The sequence below is a fragment of the Mesorhizobium sp. M8A.F.Ca.ET.202.01.1.1 genome, assembly GCF_004791595.1.
GTDB lineage: Bacteria > Pseudomonadota > Alphaproteobacteria > Rhizobiales > Rhizobiaceae > Mesorhizobium.
Genome location: NZ_SRUN01000001.1, coordinates 742363 through 762719, shown reverse-complemented (window position 1 = coordinate 762719; position 20357 = coordinate 742363). Strand labels below are relative to the sequence as shown.

The following is a 20357-nucleotide window of genomic DNA, read 5'->3' as shown; positions in this document are numbered from 1 at the left end:
TTTGATCGAACACCACACTGTTGACGCTTCCGGTTAATTTAGCGTTTTCTACCCTAGCGCGGATGTCGCAACGTGATGTCTTGACGTCTCGATCGCCGAAAACCGCTTCAGGAACGCATTCTGCGCCGAGGTCACCGAGCGTGGCGCGAAGTCGAAGCGCTCCGCGGAAAAACCGCGCGGACGGCCGAAGAACTCGGTTGCCTCGGCGCTCGAAAAGCCGGCGAGCAGCGTTGCCTCGAAATAGGCGGCGATCTGGTCGGCGCGCTTGATCTCCTTGCGGAGTACCGCGGCCGGTTCGGGAGGCAGCGAGAAACGCAGATGGATGGCGCGCTGCAGGCGCAATTCGCAATCCTTGTAGCTGCCGCCCATCACCGACTTGAATGGCGAGATCATGTCGCCGATGACATATTCGGGGGCGTCGTGCAGCAGCGCCGCCAACTGGTCGTCGGCCGAAGCCTGGGGCACCAGTTCGTTGAACAGCGCCTCGACCAGCAGTGAATGCTGGGCGACGGAAAAGGCATGCTCGCCGCGGGTCTGGCCGTTCCAGCGGGCAACGCGGGCAAGCCCATGCGCAATGTCCGAGATCTCGATGTCGAGCGGCGAGGGGTCGAGCAGGTCGAGCCTGCGGCCTGACAGCATGCGCTGCCAGGCGCGTGGTGGCGCGCCGGCGCGGTCCGCCGCCATCAGGTTTCCTCCGTGCCGGCGGCTTCCTGCGGGAAACTGAATTTGGCCCAGGCAGGAATGGTGAGCGTCACCGGCGCATCGGCCGCCAGAATCGGCTGGCCAACGTCCAACGCCGCCTTGACCCTGTCTATGCGGGCAATGGCGAGCCCTGATGTGCCGGCACTTGAGCCGAGCGTGCCAACCGACCGCCCCTCGACGGTCAGTTCGGTGCCGACGGGGGGCAGGGGAAGCCCGGCCTCGACAATCAGCACGCGCCGCCTGGCCGTGCCCCGATGCTGCATGCGCGAGACCACCTCCTGGCCGACATAGCAGCCCTTCTTGAAGCCGACACCGCCCATCTCGTCGAGCAGCACGTCATGCGGGAACGCATCGCCGAGTGCATAGTCGGGTCCGCTCTCGGCAATGCCGTGGGCGATGCGAAAGGCCTGCCACGCGGCGATGTCGCCGGTATCCGCGGTGCCGGCATAGAAGCGCGTGACGCCTTCGTCGCCAAAGCGCCTGTCGGCGACCGCGGTTGAATCACTTTCTGAGGCGATTGATTCCTTTCCCCACGCGACGGTGACAAGCGTTTGTTCCGACTTGGCAATCTCGACCTTGGCGCGAAGCTTGTAGAGCATCAGCCGGCGAATGAAATCGTCTGAAACGTCGGCACGGCATTCGATGCGGAAGGCGTTTTCGCCGGCCCGCGAGATCAGGAAGTCGAACAGGATCTTGCCTTGCGGCGTCAACAGCGCGCCCGGCTTGGCCTCACCATTGCCAAGCGCATCGAGATCGGTGGTCAGGATGTTTTGCAGAAAGTGTTCGGCATCCGGGCCGGAGACGATGATGAGCGCGCGGTCTTTCAGCAGGGCAAAGGGCATGGGGCGGATAAAAGCCTGATCTTGCAAAACGGTTGGCCATTACGTAAGCCGCTGACACTCCCCCCGCAAGAGAGCATCACCATGACCTACGACCTCATCCTGACAGGCGGCACAGTGGTCAATCATGACGGCGAGGGACTGCGCGACGTCGGCGTGAAGGCGGGGCGCATCGCCGCGATCGGCGATCTGCGTCAGGCCTCGGCTGGCGAGACGATCGACTGCCGGGGCCTGCATATCCTGCCGGGCGTCGTCGACAGCCAGGTGCATTTCCGCGAGCCGGGACTGGAGCACAAGGAAGACCTGGAAACGGGTTCGCGCGCGGCGGTGCTGGGCGGTGTCACCGCCGTGTTCGAAATGCCCAACACCAACCCGCTGACCACCAGCGAGGCAACGCTTGCCGACAAGGTCCGGCGCGGCAGCGGCCGCATGCATTGCGATTTTGCTTTCTGGGTTGGCGGTACCCGCGACAACGCCAGGGACGTCGGCGACCTCGAACGTTTGCCGGGGGCCGCTGGAATAAAGGTCTTCATGGGCTCGTCCACCGGCGACCTGCTGGTCGAGGACGATGAAGGTGTCGCCTCGATCCTGCGAAACACCCGCCGCCGCGCCGCTTTTCATTCGGAGGACGAGTTCCGGCTGCGCGAGCGCCTGGACGAGCGCATCGAGGGCGACCCGTCATCGCATCCGGTCTGGCGTGACGAGATCGCCGCCTTGCGCTGCACCGAAAGGCTGGTCCGCATCGCGCGCGACGTCCGCGCCCGCATCCACGTCCTGCACATCTCGACCGCCGAGGAAATACTGTTCCTCGAACAGCACAAGGATGTCGCGACCTGCGAGGCGACACCGCACCATCTGACGCTGAGCGCCGACGACTATGCGCGCCTCGGCACGCTGATCCAGATGAACCCGCCGGTGCGCGACAAGCGCCACCGCGACGGCGTCTGGCATGGCATTGCGCAGGGCATTGTCGACGTGCTCGGCTCCGACCACGCGCCGCACACATTGGCCGAGAAGGCAAAATCCTATCCGGCTTCACCCTCGGGCATGACCGGCGTGCAGACGCTGGTGCCGATCATGCTCGACCACATCAATGCCGGCCGGCTGACCCTGCAGCGCTTTGTCGATCTCTCCAGTCATGGCCCGCAGCGCATCTTCGGCATGGCCCGGAAAGGCCGCATCGCTGCCGGCTACGACGCCGACTTCACCATCGTCGACATGAAGCGGCGCGAGACCATCACCAACGCGCAGGCCGGCTCGAAAGCCGGTTGGACACCCTATGACGGCAAGCAGGTGACCGGCTGGCCGGTCGGCACCGTCATCCGCGGTCGGCGCGTCATGTGGGAAGGCGAAATCGCCACGCCAGGCCAGGGCAGGGCGATGGAGTTCTCCGAGGCGCTGCCTGGTTAGGCAACCAGTGGCTGTGCGTCACGTCTTTGATTTTTAAGCGTTCCACACTATGTTCAAGGCATTATGCAGGCACATAGCGCGCCTATGATTGACCCCGCCGAGTTTCCAGAGCTGCAAGCGCTCTTGTGGAATCGCGATGCCGCGCGACTGATCCCGGCCAACGAAGCATTTGCGTTGTACGAGCGCAATTGGCGCTTTGTCGATCAGACACGGCTTACGACGCGCGAGAAATTGCTTATCCAGAATCTCGCCAGCGAATTCGGTCACGGTATCCTTCTGACTGCCGGCTGAATTGTCCTCCTGTGCTGGTTTTCGCCTCGCATTTGCAACCTCAAAACCGGACATTTCGCGAGCGGAAGCCATGAAGGAATTCAGAAAGCCGGAACACAGGATTATCGCTGAAGCCCTCGCGCTTATGGACCGCGATTTCCTGACCGCAGCCCAATGCTGGTTCGGTGGCGGGACGGCGATTGTGTTGAAATTGGGCGAGTATAGGCGGTCGTTGGACGTCGATTTTCTGTGCGCGGACGTCGACGGCTATCGCCAATTGCGAATGTCAGCAGTCGAACGCGGGGTAAGGGCATTCTTTCCTGAACCAGTCGAAGCTGTACGGGATTTTCGGATTGATCAGTATGGCCTGAGGACCGTGGTAAAGTTGAGGGGGCAATTGATCAAGTTTGAAATCGTTCGTGAAGCCCGCATCCCATTGCAAGGTCGTTTCGACGACGATCTAAATGTACCTTCTTTGACCCCCTCGGACATGTTCGCCGAGAAGTTATTGGCGAATGCCGATCGATGCCAAGAGCGTGCTGTCGGCTATCGCGATGCTATTGATCTGGGGATGTTGATCAGCGCCTACCGGGAGATCCCGAGCGACGCTGTAGCCAAGGCCCAGGCTGCATATGGACAGGATATCCAGCGCAAGGTTGTTTGGGTGGTTAACAAGCTTCGGGATGCGGAAGAGTTGAATTACGCAGCCGAGATCCTACAGATGGAGGCTGACATGGCTTGCGGCGCCATTTCGGCTCTTCGAAATGAGAGCATTCGCATTTGGCCTGATGCTGACATCAGCGAAGAACCTGCCAGCCCGCTCAAATAGCAACATCGTCTACGATGCTTGCATCCTGGCGCAACCAGGCAGGCGATGGCTTCAATCGCCGGCCACGAAGAAGGTCCATTGTCCGGCGGGTGTGATGCCGACGCGATAGAAGATGTAGGCGCCGAACTGTTTCATGTCGTCGAAATCGCCGGCCGTGACGATCTTGAACAGCTCGACCCGCTGCTTGGCGTCGAGTTTGTCGAGCGGCAGCGCGAAGAAATACGGCCAGACATAGAGTTCCTGTGGCGTGCCCGCATCGACACGGACGTAGCCGGCGGAGAGCACCTCCTCCAGAATAGCCAGGATCTCCTGGCCGTCAGGGTCGCCCGACAGCCCTTTGAGGAAGGCGATGGCGTCGCCATCGATATCGGCAAGCGACAGTTGGGTCATGCTGTCGCCCTTGCCGATCAAGGGCCTGAGCTTCTCGATGTCGCCGCTCTTGCAGGCTTCGATGATCAGGTCATGCATGCGCCGCACCGGCTCGGGCAGTTTGCCGAGGTCGTAGACGACTTCCGGCAGGGGCGCCTCGGGATCGACACGCGGCCTGTTGCTGCCGCCATCCGATGGAGTGTCAGGCTCCGCGGCGTCGGGAGCGGCCGGTTGGCTGCTCGAAGGCGATGTCCCCACCGGGTCAGGCATGGGAACTGTGCTTCCGGGCGTTGAACTATCGCCATCCGTCAACGGTGTGACCGGCGAGGGGAGTTCTTCGTTTTTGATCTCGCTCAGTGCATAGGCAGGGCTGCTGGCCAGGCACGTCGCCAAGGCAATCGCGCCACAGCAAGCAGCGAGGCGGATGTAGAGGACAAGGCCCTTCGGCCTGCCTGACATCGGAAAATTCACTGCCCGTATCTCCCTGCTCCGGGCATGGTGCCCGATCGGCATCCAATCGTCAAAGAACCTGATATCGGTTCAGTGCCGCAGCCGCTCGGGTTCGAAGGCGCCAGCAATCACTTTTTCACGCATACGGTCCAGCAGGGCAAGGGCCGAGGTCTCGCCATTGGCGCGCAGCATTTCGCCGAATGCCGTTTCGAGTGCCGCCTCGGCAATGATCTCGGGCTCGATGCCGGCCGAAAGACCTTCCGCCCAGGCTTCGCTGTGGCTCTCAACCGCCGTCAGGCGCTTCTCTTCCCTGACCAGCGCGTCGATGTCGTTGGCAGCATGTTCCATAAGCGATGTCCACCCTTTCAAGCGGCAACCCATCAGTGTGGATCAGGCTTGATCTGTTCCATTCATAGGCAGCTCCAAGTAAGTATCTGTAAATACGACATTTTTTAGATCGTCTGTTACAGGGGCCGACTGTGTTTGGCGAAGCTGCGTTTCAACCCGGATCAAACTTAGCCGATTAGGCCGGCCTGCGGGGCGAAAACCTTCAGTTTGAGTTAATTCCGCATTCGCGTGGTAACGTTTGATTAACGCTGTTGCAGAAGTGCAACATCAGGATTGCACCAAGACTTGGACAGGCACAAGCCGGATATGGCGATCATCGGTCGCGACGGGCCTGATATCTGTTGATGGATGCTCAGTTGCCATAACGCGAGGCGATGTCGCGCGACAGCGTCTCACCTTCCTTCATATAACGGCTGATGGCTTCAGTGGCCGAAGCGGTGCACTGGGTGTAGGTGCCGCCGAAGGAACGATAGCCGCGGTTGAAGCTGGCGATGAAGCGGGCGCGGCGTTCCGGGTCAGGGTTTTCCGAATCGAGCAGTTTTTCCATCTCGTCCCGCCACTGGTCGCCTTTCTCCCCGCACAGATTGCGCAGGAAATGCAGTGACCCCAGAACTTCCGCCAGCCGCATCAGCCCCGGCTCGAACGGCGACTCGGCACTGAAGGCAGGCCGCGCCGGGACAGCCGCGCTGACAGCAAGGCAAATGGCGAGGAGTATTGACGGACGGTTCATAGATCTTCTCTGACCGACGGCTTAGGCCGTTATCGTCTGTCGAACGGCTTAGGCCGTCATGGCTGGCGAGACAACATAAGCCTTGTGACGAAACAATTTGTCGCCTGCAAGGCGATTTTCAGTGCCGGCTCAGTGGGTCTGAAGGGGACCGAGGAGTTCCTCTGCGACCGCGAATACCGAGCCGACAAGCGGCAGCAGGGTCATCTCCTTGAGTGTATAGAAGGCGGCTGTCTCGGCGTCGTCACTGGCCACGGCCTCGCCACCGGCATAGGCGGCGCCGAAGACCGTGAGCAGATAGTCGACTGGGTGGCTGTCGTCCCTGCCGTCGATGTGGATTTCCCGAAGCGGCCGCAAGCCGGTGGCGCGCAAGCCGGTCTCTTCCATCAGTTCACGCCGTGCCGCATCCTCCAGCGTCTCGTCGCCTTCGACCTTGCCGCCGGGAAAGGCGTAGAGCCCTTGCGAAGGCGGCCTTGCCCGTTTCACGAGGAGTATGCTGTCCCCCCGCACGACGGCGACCGAGACGGCGGGTAGTGTCTTGCGTGCTTCGTTCATGATCGGGCTCATTCGCGGGCCGGTCTGTTGTGGACCGCCCGGTAAGAGGAAGCATTACCGGTTGCGCAACACCGGTTCCATAGCCACTTTCGGAGCCGAACCATTCGAAAGGCTCCATCATGTGCGGACGTTTTGCCTTGACCGCCACGCCGGACCGGACCGCCACCTTCCTGGGCCTTGCCGAGCTCGAGGATTTCCCGGCCCGCTACAACATCGCGCCGACGCAGCCGGTCCTGATGGCGACTGCTGGCGTGCCGCGGGCTGCAGGCTCCAACCTGCCGGATCGGCAGCCGATGCTGGTGCGCTGGGGGCTCCTTCCCGCCTGGGTCAAGGACACCAGGGAGTTTCCGCTGCTGTTCAACGCGCGCTCGGAAGGCGCAATCGAAAAGGCCTCGTTCAAGGCCGCCATGCGTCATCGCCGTGCGCTGGTGCCGGCATCCGGCTTTTACGAGTGGCGGCAGACCGGAGGCAAGAAGGGGCAACCCTATTGGATCCGGCCGCGGCATGGCGGATTGGTTGCCTTTGCCGGCCTGATCGAAACCTATGCCGAGCCGGGCGGCTCGGAGATGGACACCGGTGCCATCCTGACCGTCGACGCCAACGCCGACATCGCCCATATCCATGACCGCATGCCGGTGGTGATCGATGTCTCCGACTTTGCCCGCTGGCTGGATTGCCGGACGCGCGAACCGCGCGATGTCGCCCATCTGCTGCGGCCGGCACAGCCCGATTTCTTCGAGGCGATCCCTGTCTCCGGCCTTGTCAACAAGGTCGCCAACACCGGACCGGAGATTCAAGAGAGGGGCGAGGTTGGGCCCGAACCCGAGAAAGTCAGGCGCCAGAAACCCGGCGCGGACGACAGTCAGATGACGCTGTTCTAGCGAAGCCAGTCGGGGTCTTTATGTTCAGGGCGCTTGTTCGCGCCCTCGGTGTCGGCCGGGGCGCCGCTTCAGGCGGCGCGGGGCGATACGATCTTCTGCGCCGGCTTCTTCTTCTTGGCGGTGTGAAGAAGGGCGGCGACGATGGCTGCCGGACCGATCGCACGATAGTGGTTGGCCAGCGCCGGTTGCTTGGCGCGATTGGCTTCCTGCTTGCTTCGAGACATGTTTCTCTTCCCAGATAACGTTTTCGTGTATGCGACTTGGTCGCCGAATCCGACCAAATCGTGACGCTTGCTGATCTAGCCGGCGAATGTTTCATGACTGTGCCGACATGTTTAATAAAATGTTTCATTGGCTGATTCCGTGTAATCGGGCGATGCGTTTGCCAGCCCTCGCGATGTTTTTCCCGGGATCAGCGACTTGACGGCAACACTGCTCAGGGCGATAAAGCCGCCCATGAAAACGTCTTTCGCCATTTGTGGCATATGCATTATTGGCTAGCCTTGCGCTGGTCCGGACGTTTTCGCCTCATCTTCCCCAGATTGGACAAACGCCCCGGCCAGCAGGCTGGAGTCTGATTTGCGCCTCGGCGCGGGGCTGGCTCCATCCAGACAAGAAGTTCTGAAACCGGGAAGGCTTGGAATGTCTGACGCATCGCAGGGCCTGCGCCTCTACAACACGCTGACGCGCGCGAAAGAGGACTTCGTGCCGATCGATCCGCGAAATGTGCGCATGTATGTCTGCGGCCCGACCGTCTACGACTTCGCCCATATCGGCAACGCCAGGCCGGTCATCGTCTTCGACGTGCTGTTCCGTCTGCTGCGCCATCTCTATGGCGAGACGCACGTCACCTATGTGCGCAACATCACCGACGTCGACGACAAGATCAACGCGCGCGCGTTGCGCGATTTCGGCGGCGAGATATCAGCCGGCACACTGTCGCTCAACGAAGCGATCCGGCGGGTTACCGAAAAAACCGCCGACCAGTTCCACAGGGACGTCGCCACGCTTGGCTGCCTGGAGCCGACGGTCGAGCCGCGCGCCACCGAATTCGTCGAGCCCCGCGCCGACGGCAAGGCGGACATGATCACCTTGATTCAAAGCCTGATCGGACGCGGCCATGCCTATGTCGCGGCGGGCGAAGTTCTGTTCGATACGGCGTCGATGCCAGACTATGGGCAATTGTCGAAACGCAATCTCGACGAGCAGCAGGCCGGCGCCCGCATCGCCGTCGACGCCCACAAGAAAAACCCCGGCGATTTCGTGCTGTGGAAACTGTCTTCGGCCGAAGAGCCGGGCTGGCAAAGTCCGTGGGGCAGGGGCCGGCCCGGCTGGCATATCGAATGCTCGGCCATGTCGGCTGCCTATCTCGGCGAGGTCTTCGACATCCATGGCGGCGGCCTCGATCTGATCTTCCCGCACCATGAGAACGAGATCGCCCAGTCGCGCTGCGCCCACGGCACGTCGGTCATGGCCAATGTGTGGATGCACAACGGCTTCCTGCAGGTCGAGGGCCAGAAGATGTCGAAGAGCCTCGGTAATTTCTACTCGATCCACGAATTGCTGGAGACCGACACTTTTGGTGGTCGCAAATGGCCGGGCGACGTGCTGCGGCTGGCGATGCTGATGACGCATTATCGCGAACCGATCGACTTTTCCGTGCGCAAGCTGGAGGAGGCGGAAAACACGCTGCGCAAATGGAAACGAGCGGCGGATCTGGCGCCGGCCGCGGGAAGTCGGTTGCCGGTGGAGGTGGTGGAGGCGCTGTCGGATGACCTCGCGACCTACGCGGCCTTCCAGCAACTGACCCAGCTTGCAGGCGAGGCGACCGAATTCAGCGGCGTTGGCGAAAATGGCGCTGCGGCTTCCTTGAAAACCTCGCTCGCATTCCTCGGTTTCGACGTCGGCGCGGCTAAGGTCGACGAGGTCGCGATCGCTCAGGCCATCGCCAGGCGCCTGCAGTTCATCGCCGCGAAGAACTGGGCCGAGGCCGACCGCATCCGCGATGAACTGCTGGCCAAGGGAGTGCAGCTGAAGGACGGCAAGGACCCGGTCACCGGCGAGCGCATGACGACGTGGGAGATCAAGCGGTGAGAGTGGTTGCTGTTATGGCCGGAGTGGAGAGGTTGGCGGGCCGTAGAGAGCTGATCTCGACAGTCCAATGTGCCGGCAGCCCGCCAAGGCTGCTGCGCTTCTGGAACGACGACGTGATCCGCGATATCGACAATGTCTGCCAGCACATCGTCATTGAGGCCGGCCTGGCCAATGCCGAAATGCCGGCGAGCGAACCGGCAATGGAGGAGCTCGTTCCATGATCGACCATCTCGGCATCACCGTGTCTGATTTCGACAATTCAAAAGCCTTCTACGACAAGGCGATGGCGCCGCTCGGTGCCTCGCTGCTTTACATGGTGCCGCAGGAATACACCGGTGGCGCCAAGGTCGGCGGTTATGGCCGCGACCGGCCAGTGTTCTGGCTGAGCGCGGCCAGCGAAAAGCCCCGAGATCACCAGCACGTCGCCTTCACCGCGCGCAGCCGCGCCGAGGTCGACGCCTTCCATGCCGCCGCCCTTGCAGCCGGCGGCAAGGACAATGGCGGACCGGGCCTGCGCCCGCACTATCACCCCAACTACTACGGCGCCTTCGTCTTCGATCCCGACGGCAACAATGTCGAGGCGGTCTGCCATGATCCGGAGTGAGCCCATGGATCGGAGTGAAAGTCGATGAGCCTCGACAACCGGCCGGTCTATACGGGCGGCTGCCAGTGCGGCGCGGTGCGCTTTCGCGTCGAAGGCGCGCTTGGTGACGCCTCGGTCTGCCACTGCCGCATGTGCCAGAAGGCGAGCGGCAATTTCTACCTGCCGCTGGTCTCGGTGCGCGGCGCCAAGGTCGATTGGACGCGCGGCGAGCCCAAGCGGTTCCGGTCCTCCAATGCGGCCTGGCGTGGCTTCTGCGCCGAATGCGGCACGCCGCTGACCTTCGAGGCGCCCGACGGCATGGCGCTGGCGATCGCCGCCTTCGACGATCCGGCTGGTATCGCGCCGACCATCCAATGGGGCACGGAGGCGAAACTGCCCTACGTGGATTCCATTCCGCGATTGCCGGGCGAGGACACGATGGCGGATATGGGCTCGGCCCCCTATCTCGCCGAGCTCATCTCCTATCAGCATCCCGACCACGACACCGACCAATGGCCGCCGGAGGAAAGACCATGACCGAGACAGTCCGAACCGGCGGCTGCCAATGCGGCGCCGTGCGCTTCCGCATCAAGGGCGCGCTGGGACGCCCATCCATCTGCCATTGCCGGATGTGCCAGAAACAGTTCGGTTCCTTCTTCGGCGCGCTGGTGACGGTGCCCAAGGATGGTGTCGAATGGACCCGTGAGGAGCCCAGCTATTTCCAGTCGTCGGTCAACATCGATCGCGGCTTCTGCGCCCGTTGCGGCACGCCGCTGACCTACCGGCAGCCCGGCGGGCTCGAGATCGCCATCGGCGCCTTCGACGACCGCTCCGATCTGGCGCCGCGGATCCAGGTCAACTATGCGGCACGGCTGCCTTGGGTGGAGACGATCTTCGAGCAACCCGTCCACCAGGATCCAGACTATTACGCGCGACAGGAGCAGATCATCTCCTTCCAACATCCCGATCACGAAACGGCCAATTGGCCGCAACAGGGCCTGAAACTATGAGCTTGCGCACCCTCTATCCGGAAATCGAACCGTTCGACTCGGGCATGCTCGACGTCGGTAATGGCCATCAGGTCTATTGGGAGCGGTCGGGCACCAAGGGCGCCAAGCCGGCGGTGTTCCTGCATGGCGGGCCGGGCGGCACCATTTCGCCAAAACACCGGCGGCTGTTCGACCCCAAGCTTTACGATGTCATCCTGTTCGATCAGCGCGGCTGCGGCAAGTCGACGCCGAATGCCTCGCTGGAGGCCAACACGACCTGGCATCTCGTTGCCGACATCGAACGCCTGCGCGAAATGGCCGGCTTCGATAGATGGCTCGTGTTCGGCGGTTCCTGGGGCTCGACACTGGCGCTCGCCTACGCCGAGACACACCCTGATCGCGTCAGCGAACTGGTGGTGCGCGGCATCTATACGCTGACCCGCGCTGAGCTTGAATGGTATTATCAGTTCGGCGTCTCAGAGATGTTCCCCGACAAGTGGGAACGTTTCCTGGCGCCGATTCCCGAGGTCGAGCGCGGCGACATGATGGGCGCCTACCGCAAGCGGCTGGTCGGCTCCGACCGCAAGATGCGGATCGAGGCCGCCCGTGCCTGGAGCCTATGGGAAGGCGAGACGATCACCCTGCTGCCGGAGCCCGAAACCAGCGGTCCCTTTGGCGAGGACGACTACGCCGTCGCCTTTGCCCGCATCGAGAACCACTATTTCGTCCACGCCGGGTGGCTGGAGGAGGGGCAGTTGCTGCGCGATGCCGGAAAGCTCAAGGACATTCCGGGCACGATCGTCCATGGCCGCTACGACATGCCGTGCCCGGCGCGCTACGCCTGGGCGCTGCACAAGGCCTGGCCCAAGGCGGACTTTCATCTGATCGAGGGCGCTGGCCATGCCTATTCGGAGCCGGGCATCCTCGATCAGCTGATCCGCGCGACGGACAAATATGCAGGTAAATGACAGTGCCTGACTGCGCTCTGCGACGATTTTTCGAGCTATGGCCATGACAAAACAACGCCTCTATCTCTTCGACACCACACTGCGCGATGGCCAGCAGACGCCGGGCATCGACTTTTCGGTCGAGGACAAGATCGCGATTGCCAAACTGCTCGACGAGTTCGGCTTCGACTATGTCGAAGGTGGTTATCCCGGCGCCAACCCGACCGATACCGCCTTCTTTCAGCAAAAGCGCACGGCACGCGCCAAATTCGTCGCTTTCGGCATGACCAAGCGGGCTGGGGTCTCGGCCTCGAACGATCCGGGGCTGGCGGCACTCGTCCAGTCGAAATCGGATGCCATCTGCTTCGTCGCCAAGAGCTGGGACTACCATGTTCGGGTGGCGCTCGGTTGCACCAACGAGGAGAACCTCGAGAGCATAAAGGTGTCCGTCGAGGCATCAGTCGCTTCGGACAAGGAAGCAATGGTCGATTGCGAGCATTTCTTCGACGGCTTCAAGGCCAACCCGGACTATGCGCTTGCCTGCGCGAAGACAGCTTATGATGCCGGCGCGCGTTGGGTGGTGCTTTGCGACACCAATGGCGGCACGCAGCCCTCCGAAGTGCGGGCAATCGTTGAAAAGGTCATCGCCGCGGGCATCCCGGGCCAGCATCTCGGCATCCACGCCCATGACGACACCGGCCAGGCGGTGGCCAATTCCCTTGCCGCCGTCGAAGCCGGCGTGCGTCAGATCCAGGGCACGCTGAACGGCATCGGCGAACGTTGCGGCAACGCCAATTTGATTTCGATCGTGCCGACGCTGGCGCTGAAGCCGGCTTTCGCCGACCGCTTCGAGACTGGAATTTCAGCCGAATCGCTGACCGGCATCTCAAGGCTGTCCCGCGCCTTCGACGAATTGTTGAACCGGGCCCCGGAAGCGCAGGCCCCCTATGTCGGCTCGTCCGCCTTTGCCACCAAGGCCGGCATTCATGCTTCCGCGCTTGCCAAGGAGCCAGCGACTTATGAGCACGTGCCGCCGGAATCCGTGGGCAACCGTCGCCGCGTCATGGTCTCTGACCAGGGCGGCAAGGCCAATTTCCTCGCCGAGTTGAAGCGGCGCGGCATCGATGTGCCGAAGGACGATCACCGGCTCGACGCCCTGATATCCGTGGTAAAGGAGCGTGAGGCGTCGGGCTATGCCTATGAGGGTGCCGACGCCTCCTTCGAACTCCTGGCGCGCAAGATGCTGCATGGCCTGCCCGAGTTCTTCCACGTCACCTCGTTCCGCTGCATGATCGAGCGCCGCTTCGATGCCAACGGACAGTTGAAGACGGTATCGGAAGCGGTGGTCAAGGTGCTGGTCGAGGGCGAGGAGAAGATGTCGGTGGCCGAGGGCCATGGCCCGGTCAACGCGCTCGACATCGCGCTCCGCAAGGATCTCGGCAGATACCAGAACGAGATCGCCGATCTCGAACTCGCCGACTTCAAGGTGCGTATCCTCAATGGCGGCACCGAGGCCATCACCCGCGTGCTCATCGAATCGCATGACGGCACCGGCGCCCGCTGGTGGACGGTCGGTGTCTCCGAAAACATTATTGACGCATCGTTCCAGGCGCTGATGGATTCAATCATCTACAAGCTGATGAAGAACCGCGAGATGGCGGGGCTGGTGGCTGCGGAGTAAGTTGAACCATCAGCGAAAGTCCATTGATCCATCAGAACTTTGCGATGGTCTTGCCAAGGTTACTGGGCCATAGCGTTGGGCCATGGCCGCTGAAGCAATTGCCTCCGATACAGATTCAAAAGCCCGCCGCGGCTTCTTGCTGGCGCTGGGCGCTTATCTCTTGTGGGGGTTGCTGCCCTTCTACATGAAGGCGGTGGCGCATCTGCCGCTTGCCGAGGTCATTGCACATCGCATCGTCTGGTCGCTGCCGATTGCCGCGGCGGTCCTGGTCTGGGCCGGCCGCACGGCCGATTTCAAGGCGGCGATCCGCTCGCCCCGTACCATCGCCATGGCGGCGCTGACGGCGGCGTTGATTTCGGTAAACTGGGGCATTTACGTCTGGGCGATCGCCGTCGACCGCACCGTCGAGACAGCCCTCGGCTATTACATCAACCCGCTGGTCAACGTCGTGGTCGGCGCGCTGCTGCTTGGCGAACGGCTCGACCGGCTGCAGATCGCGGCGGTGGCGCTTGCCGCGGTTGCCGTCGCCGTACTGACGATCGATGGCGGCAAGCTGCCCTGGGTGTCGCTGGCGTTGGCGTTTTCCTTCGCCGCCTACGGCTTCTTCCGCAAGACGCTGCCGATCGGCCCCAGCCAGGGTTTCCTGCTCGAAGTGCTTTTGCTGTCGGTGCCGGCGCTGGGCTACATCGTCTTCCTGATCGCCACCGGACAGGACCATTTCGTCTCCAGCAATGGCACCGACACCGCGCTGCTCATCGGCTGCGGGCCGGTGACCGCCGTGCCGCTGCTGCTGTTCGCCTTCGGCGCCAAGCTGCTGCGCCTCTCGACCATCGGCATCATGCAGTACATAGCGCCGACCATGGTGTTTCTGATTGCCGTGCTGATCTTCGACGAGCCGTTCGGCACAACGCAGGCTATCGCCTTTGCCCTGATCTGGGCGGCGCTTGCGATCTATTCCTGGTCCATGCTGGCGACGGCGCGCCGGGCTACATCTGTCCGAGCCGTCTGACGAAAAGATAGGTCGCGCCCGCGATCAGCAGCGATACGGCGGTGACCACCCAGAAGCCCAATGGGGTGTTGACCAGCGGCAGGCCGCCGACATTCATGCCAAACAGGCCCGAGATGATGGTCATCGGCAACAGCACCGCCGTCATCACCGAGAGCACATAGAGCAGCCGGTTCGACTGCGTCGTCAGCTTGGCCATCAGCTCGTCCTGCAGCAACCGCGTGCGCGCCTGCAATTGCTCGCCGTCATAGTGCAGCGTCTGGGCGCGGTGCGAAAGCCGCGCTGCCATGTCGTTGATCGAATCCGGCAGGTCGTTGCGGTGCGAATGGTCGAGGTGGCGAAACAGATTTGTCAGCGTCGCCATCTGCCGGTGGATGACCACCAGGTGCCGGCGCGCATCGACCAGCGCCTGCCGCTCATTGTGCCATGCGTCGCAGACGATACGGTCCTCGATGCCGTCGAGACTGTCGCTGAGTGACGCCAGTTCCGTCGCCATGCCGTCGAACGACTGCCCGACGACAGCCTCGATCAGCTCGGCCGGCGAGCGGAACTTGCGCGATCCGTTCTCGATCGCCTTGCGGATGTTGTCGACCGATTGCAGCGGTTGCTTGCGGGCGCCGACCAGCATCGTGTCGTTGAGGGCGAAGCGGAAATGACCAAGCCCGCCGGCTTCCGCCGAATAATCATGGCGCAGGTCCGGCAGATCGCCGTAGAGCCAGTCATCCTCGAGGTCGATATGGCAGCCATGGCTGGCGCCCAGGAAGGCTTCGCGCACCGGCGCCGGCAAGGCCTTATCGGCGCCGATCTCGTGGCGGGCGCGCATGTCGGAAAGCTGGTAGCTGCGCCATGTCCAGTGCGCGGCGGCGGCATCCCTGGTGCGCGCGCCCTCGGCGGTAAAGTGGTAGATGAAGAACAGCCCGTGCTCATCTGGCAGGTAAGGCGACAGGTCGGTGCCTTCGGCGGGGAGGGCGATATTCATGGCGGCTTCGCCGGTCTCTGATGCGGTCGGGGTCGCGGGGGGCGGCCAGGTCCGATTTCTAGCATGGCATCCCCGATTTAGTGTGACTGTTTCGTGACGGCGCGCGTTCCTACAGGACGCTGGTGATCCCGCCATCCACCAGCAGTGTCTGTCCGCTCACGAAACTGGCGGCGTCGGAAGCCAGGAACACGGCGGCTCCAGCAAGCTCCTGCACCTCGCCCCAGCGCCGCATCGGCGTGCGGCCCGTCAGCCAGGCGGAGAATTTCTCGTCGGCGACCAGCGCGGCGTTGAGCTCGGTCCTGAAATAGCCCGGCGCGATTGCGTTGACGCGCACGCCGTGCTGGCCCCATTCGCCGGCCATCGACCTGGTCAGCATGGTGATGGCGCCCTTGCTCGCCGCGTAAGGCGCGATCGAAGGGCGCGCGAGCACGCTCTGCACCGAGGAGACGTTGATGATCGCTCCCCTTTGGCGAGCGATCATGCCCTTTACGACGGCCCGGCTCACCTTGAACACGCCGTCCAGGTTGGTGGCCATCAGCGCGTCCCAGTCGGCGTCGCTAAAGCTTTCCAGCGGCGCCCGGCGCTGGATGCCCGCATTGTTGACCAGGATGTCGATCGGTCCGGTGCCCGTTTCCGCTGCCGCGACCGCCTTGTCGACCGACTGTGTGTCGGTCACGTCGATGACCGCTTCCGCGATCGAATGGCCCGCGGCGCGCAGCCTGTCTGCGGCCACTTTCAGATCGTCGGCCTTGCGGCCGCCGATCGTGACGCGAGCGCCGGCGCTCGCAAGCGCTTCCGCGAAGGCCAGGCCCAGGCCGCGGCTGGCGCCGGTTATGAAGGCATGCTTGCCTTCGAGGCCGAACAGGCGGCCGAGATAGTCAGTCGAATGCAATTTGCACCTTTATCGGTCGCGATCTGTCGCCCGCCAGCGCGAAGGCCCGTCTGGCCTCGGCAAGCGGCAGCACCAGCGTGCCGCGTGACTTGATGACATGCAAGGCGCTTTGTCGCCTTGGCGCCCGGCTGGCGGCCTCGGTTGTCGCGGCCGTCAGCCTCAGCGCTTCGGCCCGAACCCCGGATAGGGGTTGAGCGGCACGATCGCGGCAATATCCATCATGCCGGCCTTGACCAGCGGCAGAGTGGCGAGATGGCCGCGCACATCGGCGTCGCTGCCGGCTTCGAACATCATGCCGCTGCCGGGAATGTCGCCGCGATTCCAGATCTGGCGCACGGAGCCTTCCGCATAGAGGGTGCGGCGCTGTTCGGCCTCGTCAGGCAGAACGGGTGCGAAATCCGCGTCGGTGAACTTTTCCGTGTTGCGGGTGAGAAGGGCAAGGAATTGCATTTCGATCTCCTGTTGTCAGTGGTTGATGGCAGGAGATATCGCGCCGCATGGTCAGACTGTCCAAGACTGATTAGGCTAAAGTTGAGACCTGAGAGGACTTGGGTTTCGAGGAGCAAAAATGTTCGACCTGCGCCAGATCAGATATTTCGTCACCGTCGCCGAAACCGGCAATGTCGGTCGAGCCGCCGAATTGCTGCATATCTCGCAATCGCCGCTCAGCCGGCAGATCATGCAGCTGGAGCAACAGCTTGGCGTCGCCCTGTTCGAGCGGGCAAGGCAGCGCGTTCATCTCAATGCCGAGGGCCGCGCCTTCCTGACCGAGGCCCGTGCCTTGTTGTCGAATGCGAGCCGGTTGGAGGAGCTTGGCCGCAACCTGGCCAGCGGTTCCACCGGGCGCCTTGCCATCGGCTATGTCGAGGGTGCGGTTCATGCCGGGCTTGTCGCCGGCATGCTGCGCCAGTTCCGCCGCGACCGGCCGGATTTTCACCTGCAGCTGAGAAGCCTGCGCTCGGCGGCGCAGATGGAGGGGCTTCGGCAGCGCTCGCTCGATCTTGGTCTGGTGTATTCTCCCGCGGCTGCCGACGATCCCGATATCGCCAGCACGCCGCTGCGCCACGAGCCGCTGGTGCTGGCCATTCCCGAAGACGATCCGCTGGCCGATGTGGCTGATATCCAGCCGCACCATCTCGACGGCCGCGTCTGGATCACCGTGGTGCGCCAGCCCGACGACACCAATCGTGGCCAGTTCCTCGCCGCTTGCGCCGAGGCTGGCTTCGTACCCGATATCGCTTATGAAACGGCCGACCCGCTGACCTCGCTCGGCCTTGTCAGCGCTGGCCTTGGTCTCGCCACCGTGCAGGCAAGCCTGCGCACTGCCGCGCCGCCCTCGATCCTGTTCCGCGACATGCCGTGGTTCGGGCGCATGGTTTCCATTCATCTCGCCTGGCGACGGCAGGACCGGCGCGCGGTTATCGCCGATCTGCGGGAGGCTGCTCGGAGGGAGGGGAGTAGGGAGTAGGGGAAAAGCGTGCGCTCGGGCAATGCAAACGTACTGCCCCCTAGCTCTACATCTTGTCGATCACCGACTGGACGCCTTCCGTCGGCGCGTCGACCGACGACCCGGCCACCATGATGGCGGCGACGATGGCCTCGGGGTCGTTGACGACCAGCGGCTTCACACGCTGAGCGGTGTGAATGAAGCCTTCCCCAGCCATGTGATCAAGCAACGCCGTCATCGGGTCCCAGAATCCGTTGACATTGCCGAAGACGATCGGCTTGCGGTGATGGCCGAGCTGCGCCCAGGTCATGATCTCGACGATTTCCTCGACTGTGCCTATGCCGCCGGGCAGCGCCACAAAGGCGTCGGATTTCTCGAACATCTTATGTTTGCGCTCGTGCATGTTGTCGGTGATCAACAACTCGTCGAGCCGGTCAAGCGCGGTTTCGGTGGCTTCCCTGTTGATGAGGAAGCGCGGAATGATGCCGGTCACCTTGCCGCCGGCCTTGAGCGCGCCTTCGGCGACAGCGCCCATGATGCCTTTGGTGCCGCCGCCATAGACCAGCCGCAGCCCTGCCTTGGCAATTGAGCGTCCAAGCAGATGGCCGGCCTTGACATAGATTTCATCGCGGCCCGGAGACGAGCCGCAATAGACGCAGACGGATCGAATCGTGTTCATACGGATGATTGGTGATTGGGTCTGGAAGCCTGGTCAAGCCCAAAGGCTGACAAGGGCGGGCTTTTTCTTGTCGGCTTTGGCAAAACACGCTAGACCGGCGTTAGGTGGCTAAGGGGTAGGGAAATATGGCAATTAATCCATTGAAGGCGTTCCTGTTCGCGGCGGGTGGGACCGTCGCGGCGGCGGGAACCGCCTATGTATCGGGCGCGCTCGACCCGTATCTTCATCCCGCGCCGCCGGCGCAAGTGGCGGCCTTGACGCCGCCCGCGGCGCCGAAACCCGCCGACCCCGGCACGGAAGGGCGGCTGCCGGCTCCGGCGGTGCCGGCCGCTCCGGCCGCGGCACCCCAGGCGACAGCCCCGGCAGCACCCGCAACCGATGCGACGGCGCCTGCGGCGCCCGCGACGGCGGGTCCGATCGCGCCGACTTTCGACGTCGTGCGCGTCGAGAGCAACGGCTCGATCGTCGTTGCCGGCAAGGCGGTGCCCAACTCGAAGGTCGAAATCCTCAACGGCTCAACGGTGATCGGCTCGACGGTGGCTGGTCCCGATGGCGCCTTTGTCATCGTGCTCGACGATCCGCTGAAGCCCGGCGACTATACGATCGCGCTGCGTTCGACCGTCGGCACGGTCGTGACCGCCTCGGCGCAGACTGCCGTGGTCTCGGTGCCCGCGAATGCGGCTGGCCAGGTGCTGGCCATGGTCGAGGAGCCGGGCAAGCCGGCCGAACTGTTGACGGTTCCGACACCCGAGACAAAGCCGGCGCCGGCAACCGGCGACCAAGCTGCTGAAGCGCCCGCGACGGTCGCTCCAGCGCCCGCCGCGCCGGCGCCGACCGCGCCAGCCGTGGTTGAGGCACAACCCGCTCCGGCGGCACCGGCCGCGCCGGCTGTGGCTGAACCCAAGATCGTCGTCGAGGCGGTCGAAATCGACGGCAACAAGATTTTTGTCGCCGGCCTCGCCGATCCGGGCCGCAAGGTGCGCGCCTATGCCAACGACATTCTGCTCGGCGACGCACAGACGTCGCCGGACGGCCATTTTCTGGTCGAGGCGACGCGCGACATTCCGGTCGGCAGCTATACCATCCATGTCGACGGCCTCGATGCCGACGGCGTGAAGGTGGTGGCTCGCGCCGCCGTACCCTTCGAGCGCGAGCCGGGCGAGGCGGTCGCCGCCGTTGCCCCAGCCGGGACCAAGCCGGCCGAGACCAAGCCGGCAGAGACCAAGCCCGCTGCGCCTGCTGCCGCGGAGGCACCAGCCGCTGCGGCGCCTGCTGTTGCCGCTGCTGCTCCGGCGGAGTCCGCACCAGCCGCAGAGGCCCCGGCACCGGCCGTTGTCGCGGCAGCCACGCCGCCAAGCGACGTGCCCGAAGTCGTGTCGCCCAAGCTCGAACATGCCGACGGCGCGGTCGTCATTCGGCGTAACGATACGCTGTGGCGGATTTCAAGGCGCGTCTATGGTCACGGCGTGCGCTACTCCACCATATACCTCGCCAACCAGGACCAGATCAGGAATCCGAACCGCATCTGGCCGGGGCAGGTATTCAAAGTCCCGGAAAAGTCGAAGGAAGGTGAAGCCGCCGACCTCAAGGCGATGGGCGAGCAGGCGACCACTGCACCGGCGAAGACGCAATAGCGAGAGATCGGCAATTCCGGCGATCTACCCATCGGCCTAGCTTGCC

The 20357-nt window shown here is 63.3% G+C and carries 25 protein-coding genes; 14 read left to right on the top strand and 11 right to left on the bottom strand.

From position 1 onward, the window contains the following. Positions 1–48: 48 nt before the first annotated feature. The gene (locus EN845_RS04090) at positions 49–684 is read right to left on the bottom strand and encodes an HD family hydrolase (RefSeq protein ID WP_127871392.1); all 636 of its coding nucleotides are present in this window, start codon (positions 682–684) and stop codon (positions 49–51) included. Next, positions 684–1544, bottom strand: coding sequence for a folate-binding protein YgfZ (locus EN845_RS04085; protein WP_127871393.1), 861 nt, complete (start codon positions 1542–1544; stop codon positions 684–686). The genes EN845_RS04090 and EN845_RS04085 overlap by 1 nt, the downstream gene beginning before the upstream one ends. A 75-nt stretch (positions 1545–1619) precedes the next feature. Here EN845_RS04085 and EN845_RS04080 point away from each other — a divergent pair, with 75 nt between their 5' ends. The 3 genes from EN845_RS04080 to EN845_RS04070 all read left to right on the top strand — a co-directional run bounded on the left by EN845_RS04080 (position 1620) and on the right by EN845_RS04070 (position 4050). Continuing rightward, complete coding sequence (locus EN845_RS04080) at positions 1620–2951, top strand: dihydroorotase (protein WP_167531231.1); 1332 nt, start codon at positions 1620–1622, stop codon at positions 2949–2951. A gap of 84 nt (positions 2952–3035) precedes the next feature. Then, positions 3036–3242 carry a hypothetical protein gene (locus EN845_RS04075; protein ID WP_245511629.1) on the top strand — a complete coding sequence of 69 codons (207 nt, stop codon included), beginning with the start codon at positions 3036–3038 and terminating at the stop codon, positions 3240–3242. 70 nt (positions 3243–3312) lie between these two features. After that, positions 3313–4050 (top strand): nucleotidyl transferase AbiEii/AbiGii toxin family protein, encoded by a 738-nt coding sequence (locus EN845_RS04070; protein ID WP_127871396.1) that lies wholly within the window; start codon positions 3313–3315, stop codon positions 4048–4050. A gap of 51 nt (positions 4051–4101) precedes the next feature. Here EN845_RS04070 and EN845_RS04065 read toward each other — a convergent pair whose 3' ends face one another. The 4 genes from EN845_RS04065 to EN845_RS04050 all read right to left on the bottom strand — a co-directional run bounded on the left by EN845_RS04065 (position 4102) and on the right by EN845_RS04050 (position 6499). Next, entirely contained in the window at positions 4102–4890 is a 789-nt protein-coding gene (locus EN845_RS04065) for a hypothetical protein (protein WP_167531194.1), read from the bottom strand. 69 nt (positions 4891–4959) lie between these two features. Continuing rightward, positions 4960–5217, bottom strand: coding sequence for a hypothetical protein (locus EN845_RS04060; RefSeq protein WP_015318556.1), 258 nt, complete (start codon positions 5215–5217; stop codon positions 4960–4962). A 352-nt stretch (positions 5218–5569) separates the two neighbouring features. Beyond that, complete coding sequence (locus tag EN845_RS04055; RefSeq protein WP_127278315.1) at positions 5570–5947, bottom strand: TIGR02301 family protein; 378 nt, start codon at positions 5945–5947, stop codon at positions 5570–5572. A gap of 129 nt (positions 5948–6076) precedes the next feature. After that, positions 6077–6499, bottom strand: a complete 423-nt coding sequence (locus EN845_RS04050) for an NUDIX hydrolase (protein ID WP_127871397.1) — start codon at positions 6497–6499, stop codon at positions 6077–6079. Between the two features lie 119 nt (positions 6500–6618). Between EN845_RS04050 and EN845_RS04045 the strand changes: the two genes are divergently transcribed. Continuing rightward, positions 6619–7380, top strand: a complete 762-nt coding sequence (locus EN845_RS04045) for an SOS response-associated peptidase (protein ID WP_127871398.1) — start codon at positions 6619–6621, stop codon at positions 7378–7380. Positions 7381–7448: 68 nt separating this feature from the next. On the opposite strand, the gene EN845_RS04040 is transcribed toward EN845_RS04045, so the two are convergent. Then, positions 7449–7604: a hypothetical protein gene (locus EN845_RS04040; protein ID WP_127278312.1), complete on the bottom strand. Its 156-nt coding sequence runs from the start codon at positions 7602–7604 to the stop codon at positions 7449–7451. Between the two features lie 418 nt (positions 7605–8022). Between EN845_RS04040 and cysS the strand changes: the two genes are divergently transcribed. The 8 genes from cysS to rarD all read left to right on the top strand — a co-directional run bounded on the left by cysS (position 8023) and on the right by rarD (position 14683). Next, positions 8023–9474, top strand: a complete 1452-nt coding sequence (cysS, locus tag EN845_RS04035; protein WP_127871399.1) for a cysteine--tRNA ligase — start codon at positions 8023–8025, stop codon at positions 9472–9474. 32 nt (positions 9475–9506) lie between these two features. Next, positions 9507–9695, top strand: coding sequence for a hypothetical protein (locus tag EN845_RS04030; protein ID WP_127871400.1), 189 nt, complete (start codon positions 9507–9509; stop codon positions 9693–9695). Continuing rightward, on the top strand, positions 9692–10078 hold the full coding sequence (locus tag EN845_RS04025) for a VOC family protein (RefSeq protein WP_127871401.1): 387 nt from the start codon (positions 9692–9694) through the stop codon (positions 10076–10078). Before EN845_RS04030 ends, EN845_RS04025 begins: the two co-directional genes overlap by 4 nt. A gap of 24 nt (positions 10079–10102) precedes the next feature. Next, positions 10103–10594: a GFA family protein gene (locus EN845_RS04020; RefSeq protein WP_127871402.1), complete on the top strand. Its 492-nt coding sequence runs from the start codon at positions 10103–10105 to the stop codon at positions 10592–10594. Continuing rightward, positions 10591–11067 carry a GFA family protein gene (locus tag EN845_RS04015; protein ID WP_127280640.1) on the top strand — a complete coding sequence of 159 codons (477 nt, stop codon included), beginning with the start codon at positions 10591–10593 and terminating at the stop codon, positions 11065–11067. The genes EN845_RS04020 and EN845_RS04015 overlap by 4 nt, the downstream gene beginning before the upstream one ends. After that, complete coding sequence (gene pip / locus EN845_RS04010) at positions 11064–12014, top strand: prolyl aminopeptidase (protein ID WP_127871403.1); 951 nt, start codon at positions 11064–11066, stop codon at positions 12012–12014. Before EN845_RS04015 ends, pip begins: the two co-directional genes overlap by 4 nt. Before the next feature lie 37 nt (positions 12015–12051). After that, a complete protein-coding gene (gene cimA / locus EN845_RS04005; protein ID WP_189522863.1) occupies positions 12052–13674 on the top strand; it encodes a citramalate synthase in 1623 nt (540 codons plus the stop codon). An 82-nt stretch (positions 13675–13756) separates the two neighbouring features. Beyond that, positions 13757–14683: an EamA family transporter RarD gene (rarD, locus tag EN845_RS04000; protein WP_127871405.1), complete on the top strand. Its 927-nt coding sequence runs from the start codon at positions 13757–13759 to the stop codon at positions 14681–14683. On the opposite strand, the gene EN845_RS03995 is transcribed toward rarD, so the two are convergent. The 3 genes from EN845_RS03995 to EN845_RS03985 form a co-directional block, all read right to left on the bottom strand. After that, complete coding sequence (locus tag EN845_RS03995; RefSeq protein ID WP_127281220.1) at positions 14661–15659, bottom strand: transporter; 999 nt, start codon at positions 15657–15659, stop codon at positions 14661–14663. The two genes, rarD and EN845_RS03995, sit on opposite strands and share 23 nt — an antisense overlap. 109 nt (positions 15660–15768) lie before the next feature. After that, a complete protein-coding gene (locus tag EN845_RS03990; protein WP_127871406.1) occupies positions 15769–16551 on the bottom strand; it encodes a glucose 1-dehydrogenase in 783 nt (260 codons plus the stop codon). 159 nt (positions 16552–16710) lie between these two features. Then, positions 16711–17001: a muconolactone Delta-isomerase family protein gene (locus tag EN845_RS03985; protein ID WP_127281229.1), complete on the bottom strand. Its 291-nt coding sequence runs from the start codon at positions 16999–17001 to the stop codon at positions 16711–16713. 118 nt (positions 17002–17119) lie between these two features. On the opposite strand from EN845_RS03985, the gene EN845_RS03980 reads away from it, so the two are divergent. Then, positions 17120–18019: a LysR substrate-binding domain-containing protein gene (locus tag EN845_RS03980; RefSeq protein WP_127871407.1), complete on the top strand. Its 900-nt coding sequence runs from the start codon at positions 17120–17122 to the stop codon at positions 18017–18019. A 46-nt stretch (positions 18020–18065) separates the two neighbouring features. On the opposite strand, the gene EN845_RS03975 is transcribed toward EN845_RS03980, so the two are convergent. Then, positions 18066–18677 carry a TIGR00730 family Rossman fold protein gene (locus EN845_RS03975; RefSeq protein ID WP_127281002.1) on the bottom strand — a complete coding sequence of 204 codons (612 nt, stop codon included), beginning with the start codon at positions 18675–18677 and terminating at the stop codon, positions 18066–18068. A 125-nt stretch (positions 18678–18802) separates the two neighbouring features. Between EN845_RS03975 and EN845_RS03970 the strand changes: the two genes are divergently transcribed. Next, positions 18803–20311: a LysM peptidoglycan-binding domain-containing protein gene (locus EN845_RS03970; protein WP_127871408.1), complete on the top strand. Its 1509-nt coding sequence runs from the start codon at positions 18803–18805 to the stop codon at positions 20309–20311. Positions 20312–20357: the final 46 nt, after the last annotated feature.

Excerpts from the sequence above, each read along its gene's own strand:
- EN845_RS04090 (WP_127871392.1), bottom strand. The coding sequence starts at position 684 with ATGGCGGCGGACCGCGCCGGCGCGCCACCACGCGCCTGGCAGCGCATG.
- EN845_RS04085 (WP_127871393.1), bottom strand. The coding sequence starts at position 1,544 with ATGCCCTTTGCCCTGCTGAAAGACCGCGCGCTCATCATCGTCTCCGGC.
- EN845_RS04075 (WP_245511629.1), top strand. The coding sequence starts at position 3,036 with ATGATTGACCCCGCCGAGTTTCCAGAGCTGCAAGCGCTCTTGTGGAAT.
- EN845_RS04070 (WP_127871396.1), top strand. The coding sequence starts at position 3,313 with ATGAAGGAATTCAGAAAGCCGGAACACAGGATTATCGCTGAAGCCCTC.
- EN845_RS04060 (WP_015318556.1), bottom strand. The coding sequence starts at position 5,217 with ATGGAACATGCTGCCAACGACATCGACGCGCTGGTCAGGGAAGAGAAG.
- EN845_RS04055 (WP_127278315.1), bottom strand. The coding sequence starts at position 5,947 with ATGAACCGTCCGTCAATACTCCTCGCCATTTGCCTTGCTGTCAGCGCG.
- EN845_RS04050 (WP_127871397.1), bottom strand. The coding sequence starts at position 6,499 with ATGAACGAAGCACGCAAGACACTACCCGCCGTCTCGGTCGCCGTCGTG.
- EN845_RS04045 (WP_127871398.1), top strand. The coding sequence starts at position 6,619 with ATGTGCGGACGTTTTGCCTTGACCGCCACGCCGGACCGGACCGCCACC.
- EN845_RS04040 (WP_127278312.1), bottom strand. The coding sequence starts at position 7,604 with ATGTCTCGAAGCAAGCAGGAAGCCAATCGCGCCAAGCAACCGGCGCTG.
- cysS (WP_127871399.1), top strand. The coding sequence starts at position 8,023 with ATGTCTGACGCATCGCAGGGCCTGCGCCTCTACAACACGCTGACGCGC.
- EN845_RS04025 (WP_127871401.1), top strand. The coding sequence starts at position 9,692 with ATGATCGACCATCTCGGCATCACCGTGTCTGATTTCGACAATTCAAAA.
- EN845_RS04020 (WP_127871402.1), top strand. The coding sequence starts at position 10,103 with ATGAGCCTCGACAACCGGCCGGTCTATACGGGCGGCTGCCAGTGCGGC.
- EN845_RS04015 (WP_127280640.1), top strand. The coding sequence starts at position 10,591 with ATGACCGAGACAGTCCGAACCGGCGGCTGCCAATGCGGCGCCGTGCGC.
- pip (WP_127871403.1), top strand. The coding sequence starts at position 11,064 with ATGAGCTTGCGCACCCTCTATCCGGAAATCGAACCGTTCGACTCGGGC.
- cimA (WP_189522863.1), top strand. The coding sequence starts at position 12,052 with ATGGCCATGACAAAACAACGCCTCTATCTCTTCGACACCACACTGCGC.
- rarD (WP_127871405.1), top strand. The coding sequence starts at position 13,757 with ATGGCCGCTGAAGCAATTGCCTCCGATACAGATTCAAAAGCCCGCCGC.
- EN845_RS03995 (WP_127281220.1), bottom strand. The coding sequence starts at position 15,659 with ATGAATATCGCCCTCCCCGCCGAAGGCACCGACCTGTCGCCTTACCTG.
- EN845_RS03985 (WP_127281229.1), bottom strand. The coding sequence starts at position 17,001 with ATGCAATTCCTTGCCCTTCTCACCCGCAACACGGAAAAGTTCACCGAC.
- EN845_RS03980 (WP_127871407.1), top strand. The coding sequence starts at position 17,120 with ATGTTCGACCTGCGCCAGATCAGATATTTCGTCACCGTCGCCGAAACC.
- EN845_RS03975 (WP_127281002.1), bottom strand. The coding sequence starts at position 18,677 with ATGAACACGATTCGATCCGTCTGCGTCTATTGCGGCTCGTCTCCGGGC.
- EN845_RS03970 (WP_127871408.1), top strand. The coding sequence starts at position 18,803 with ATGGCAATTAATCCATTGAAGGCGTTCCTGTTCGCGGCGGGTGGGACC.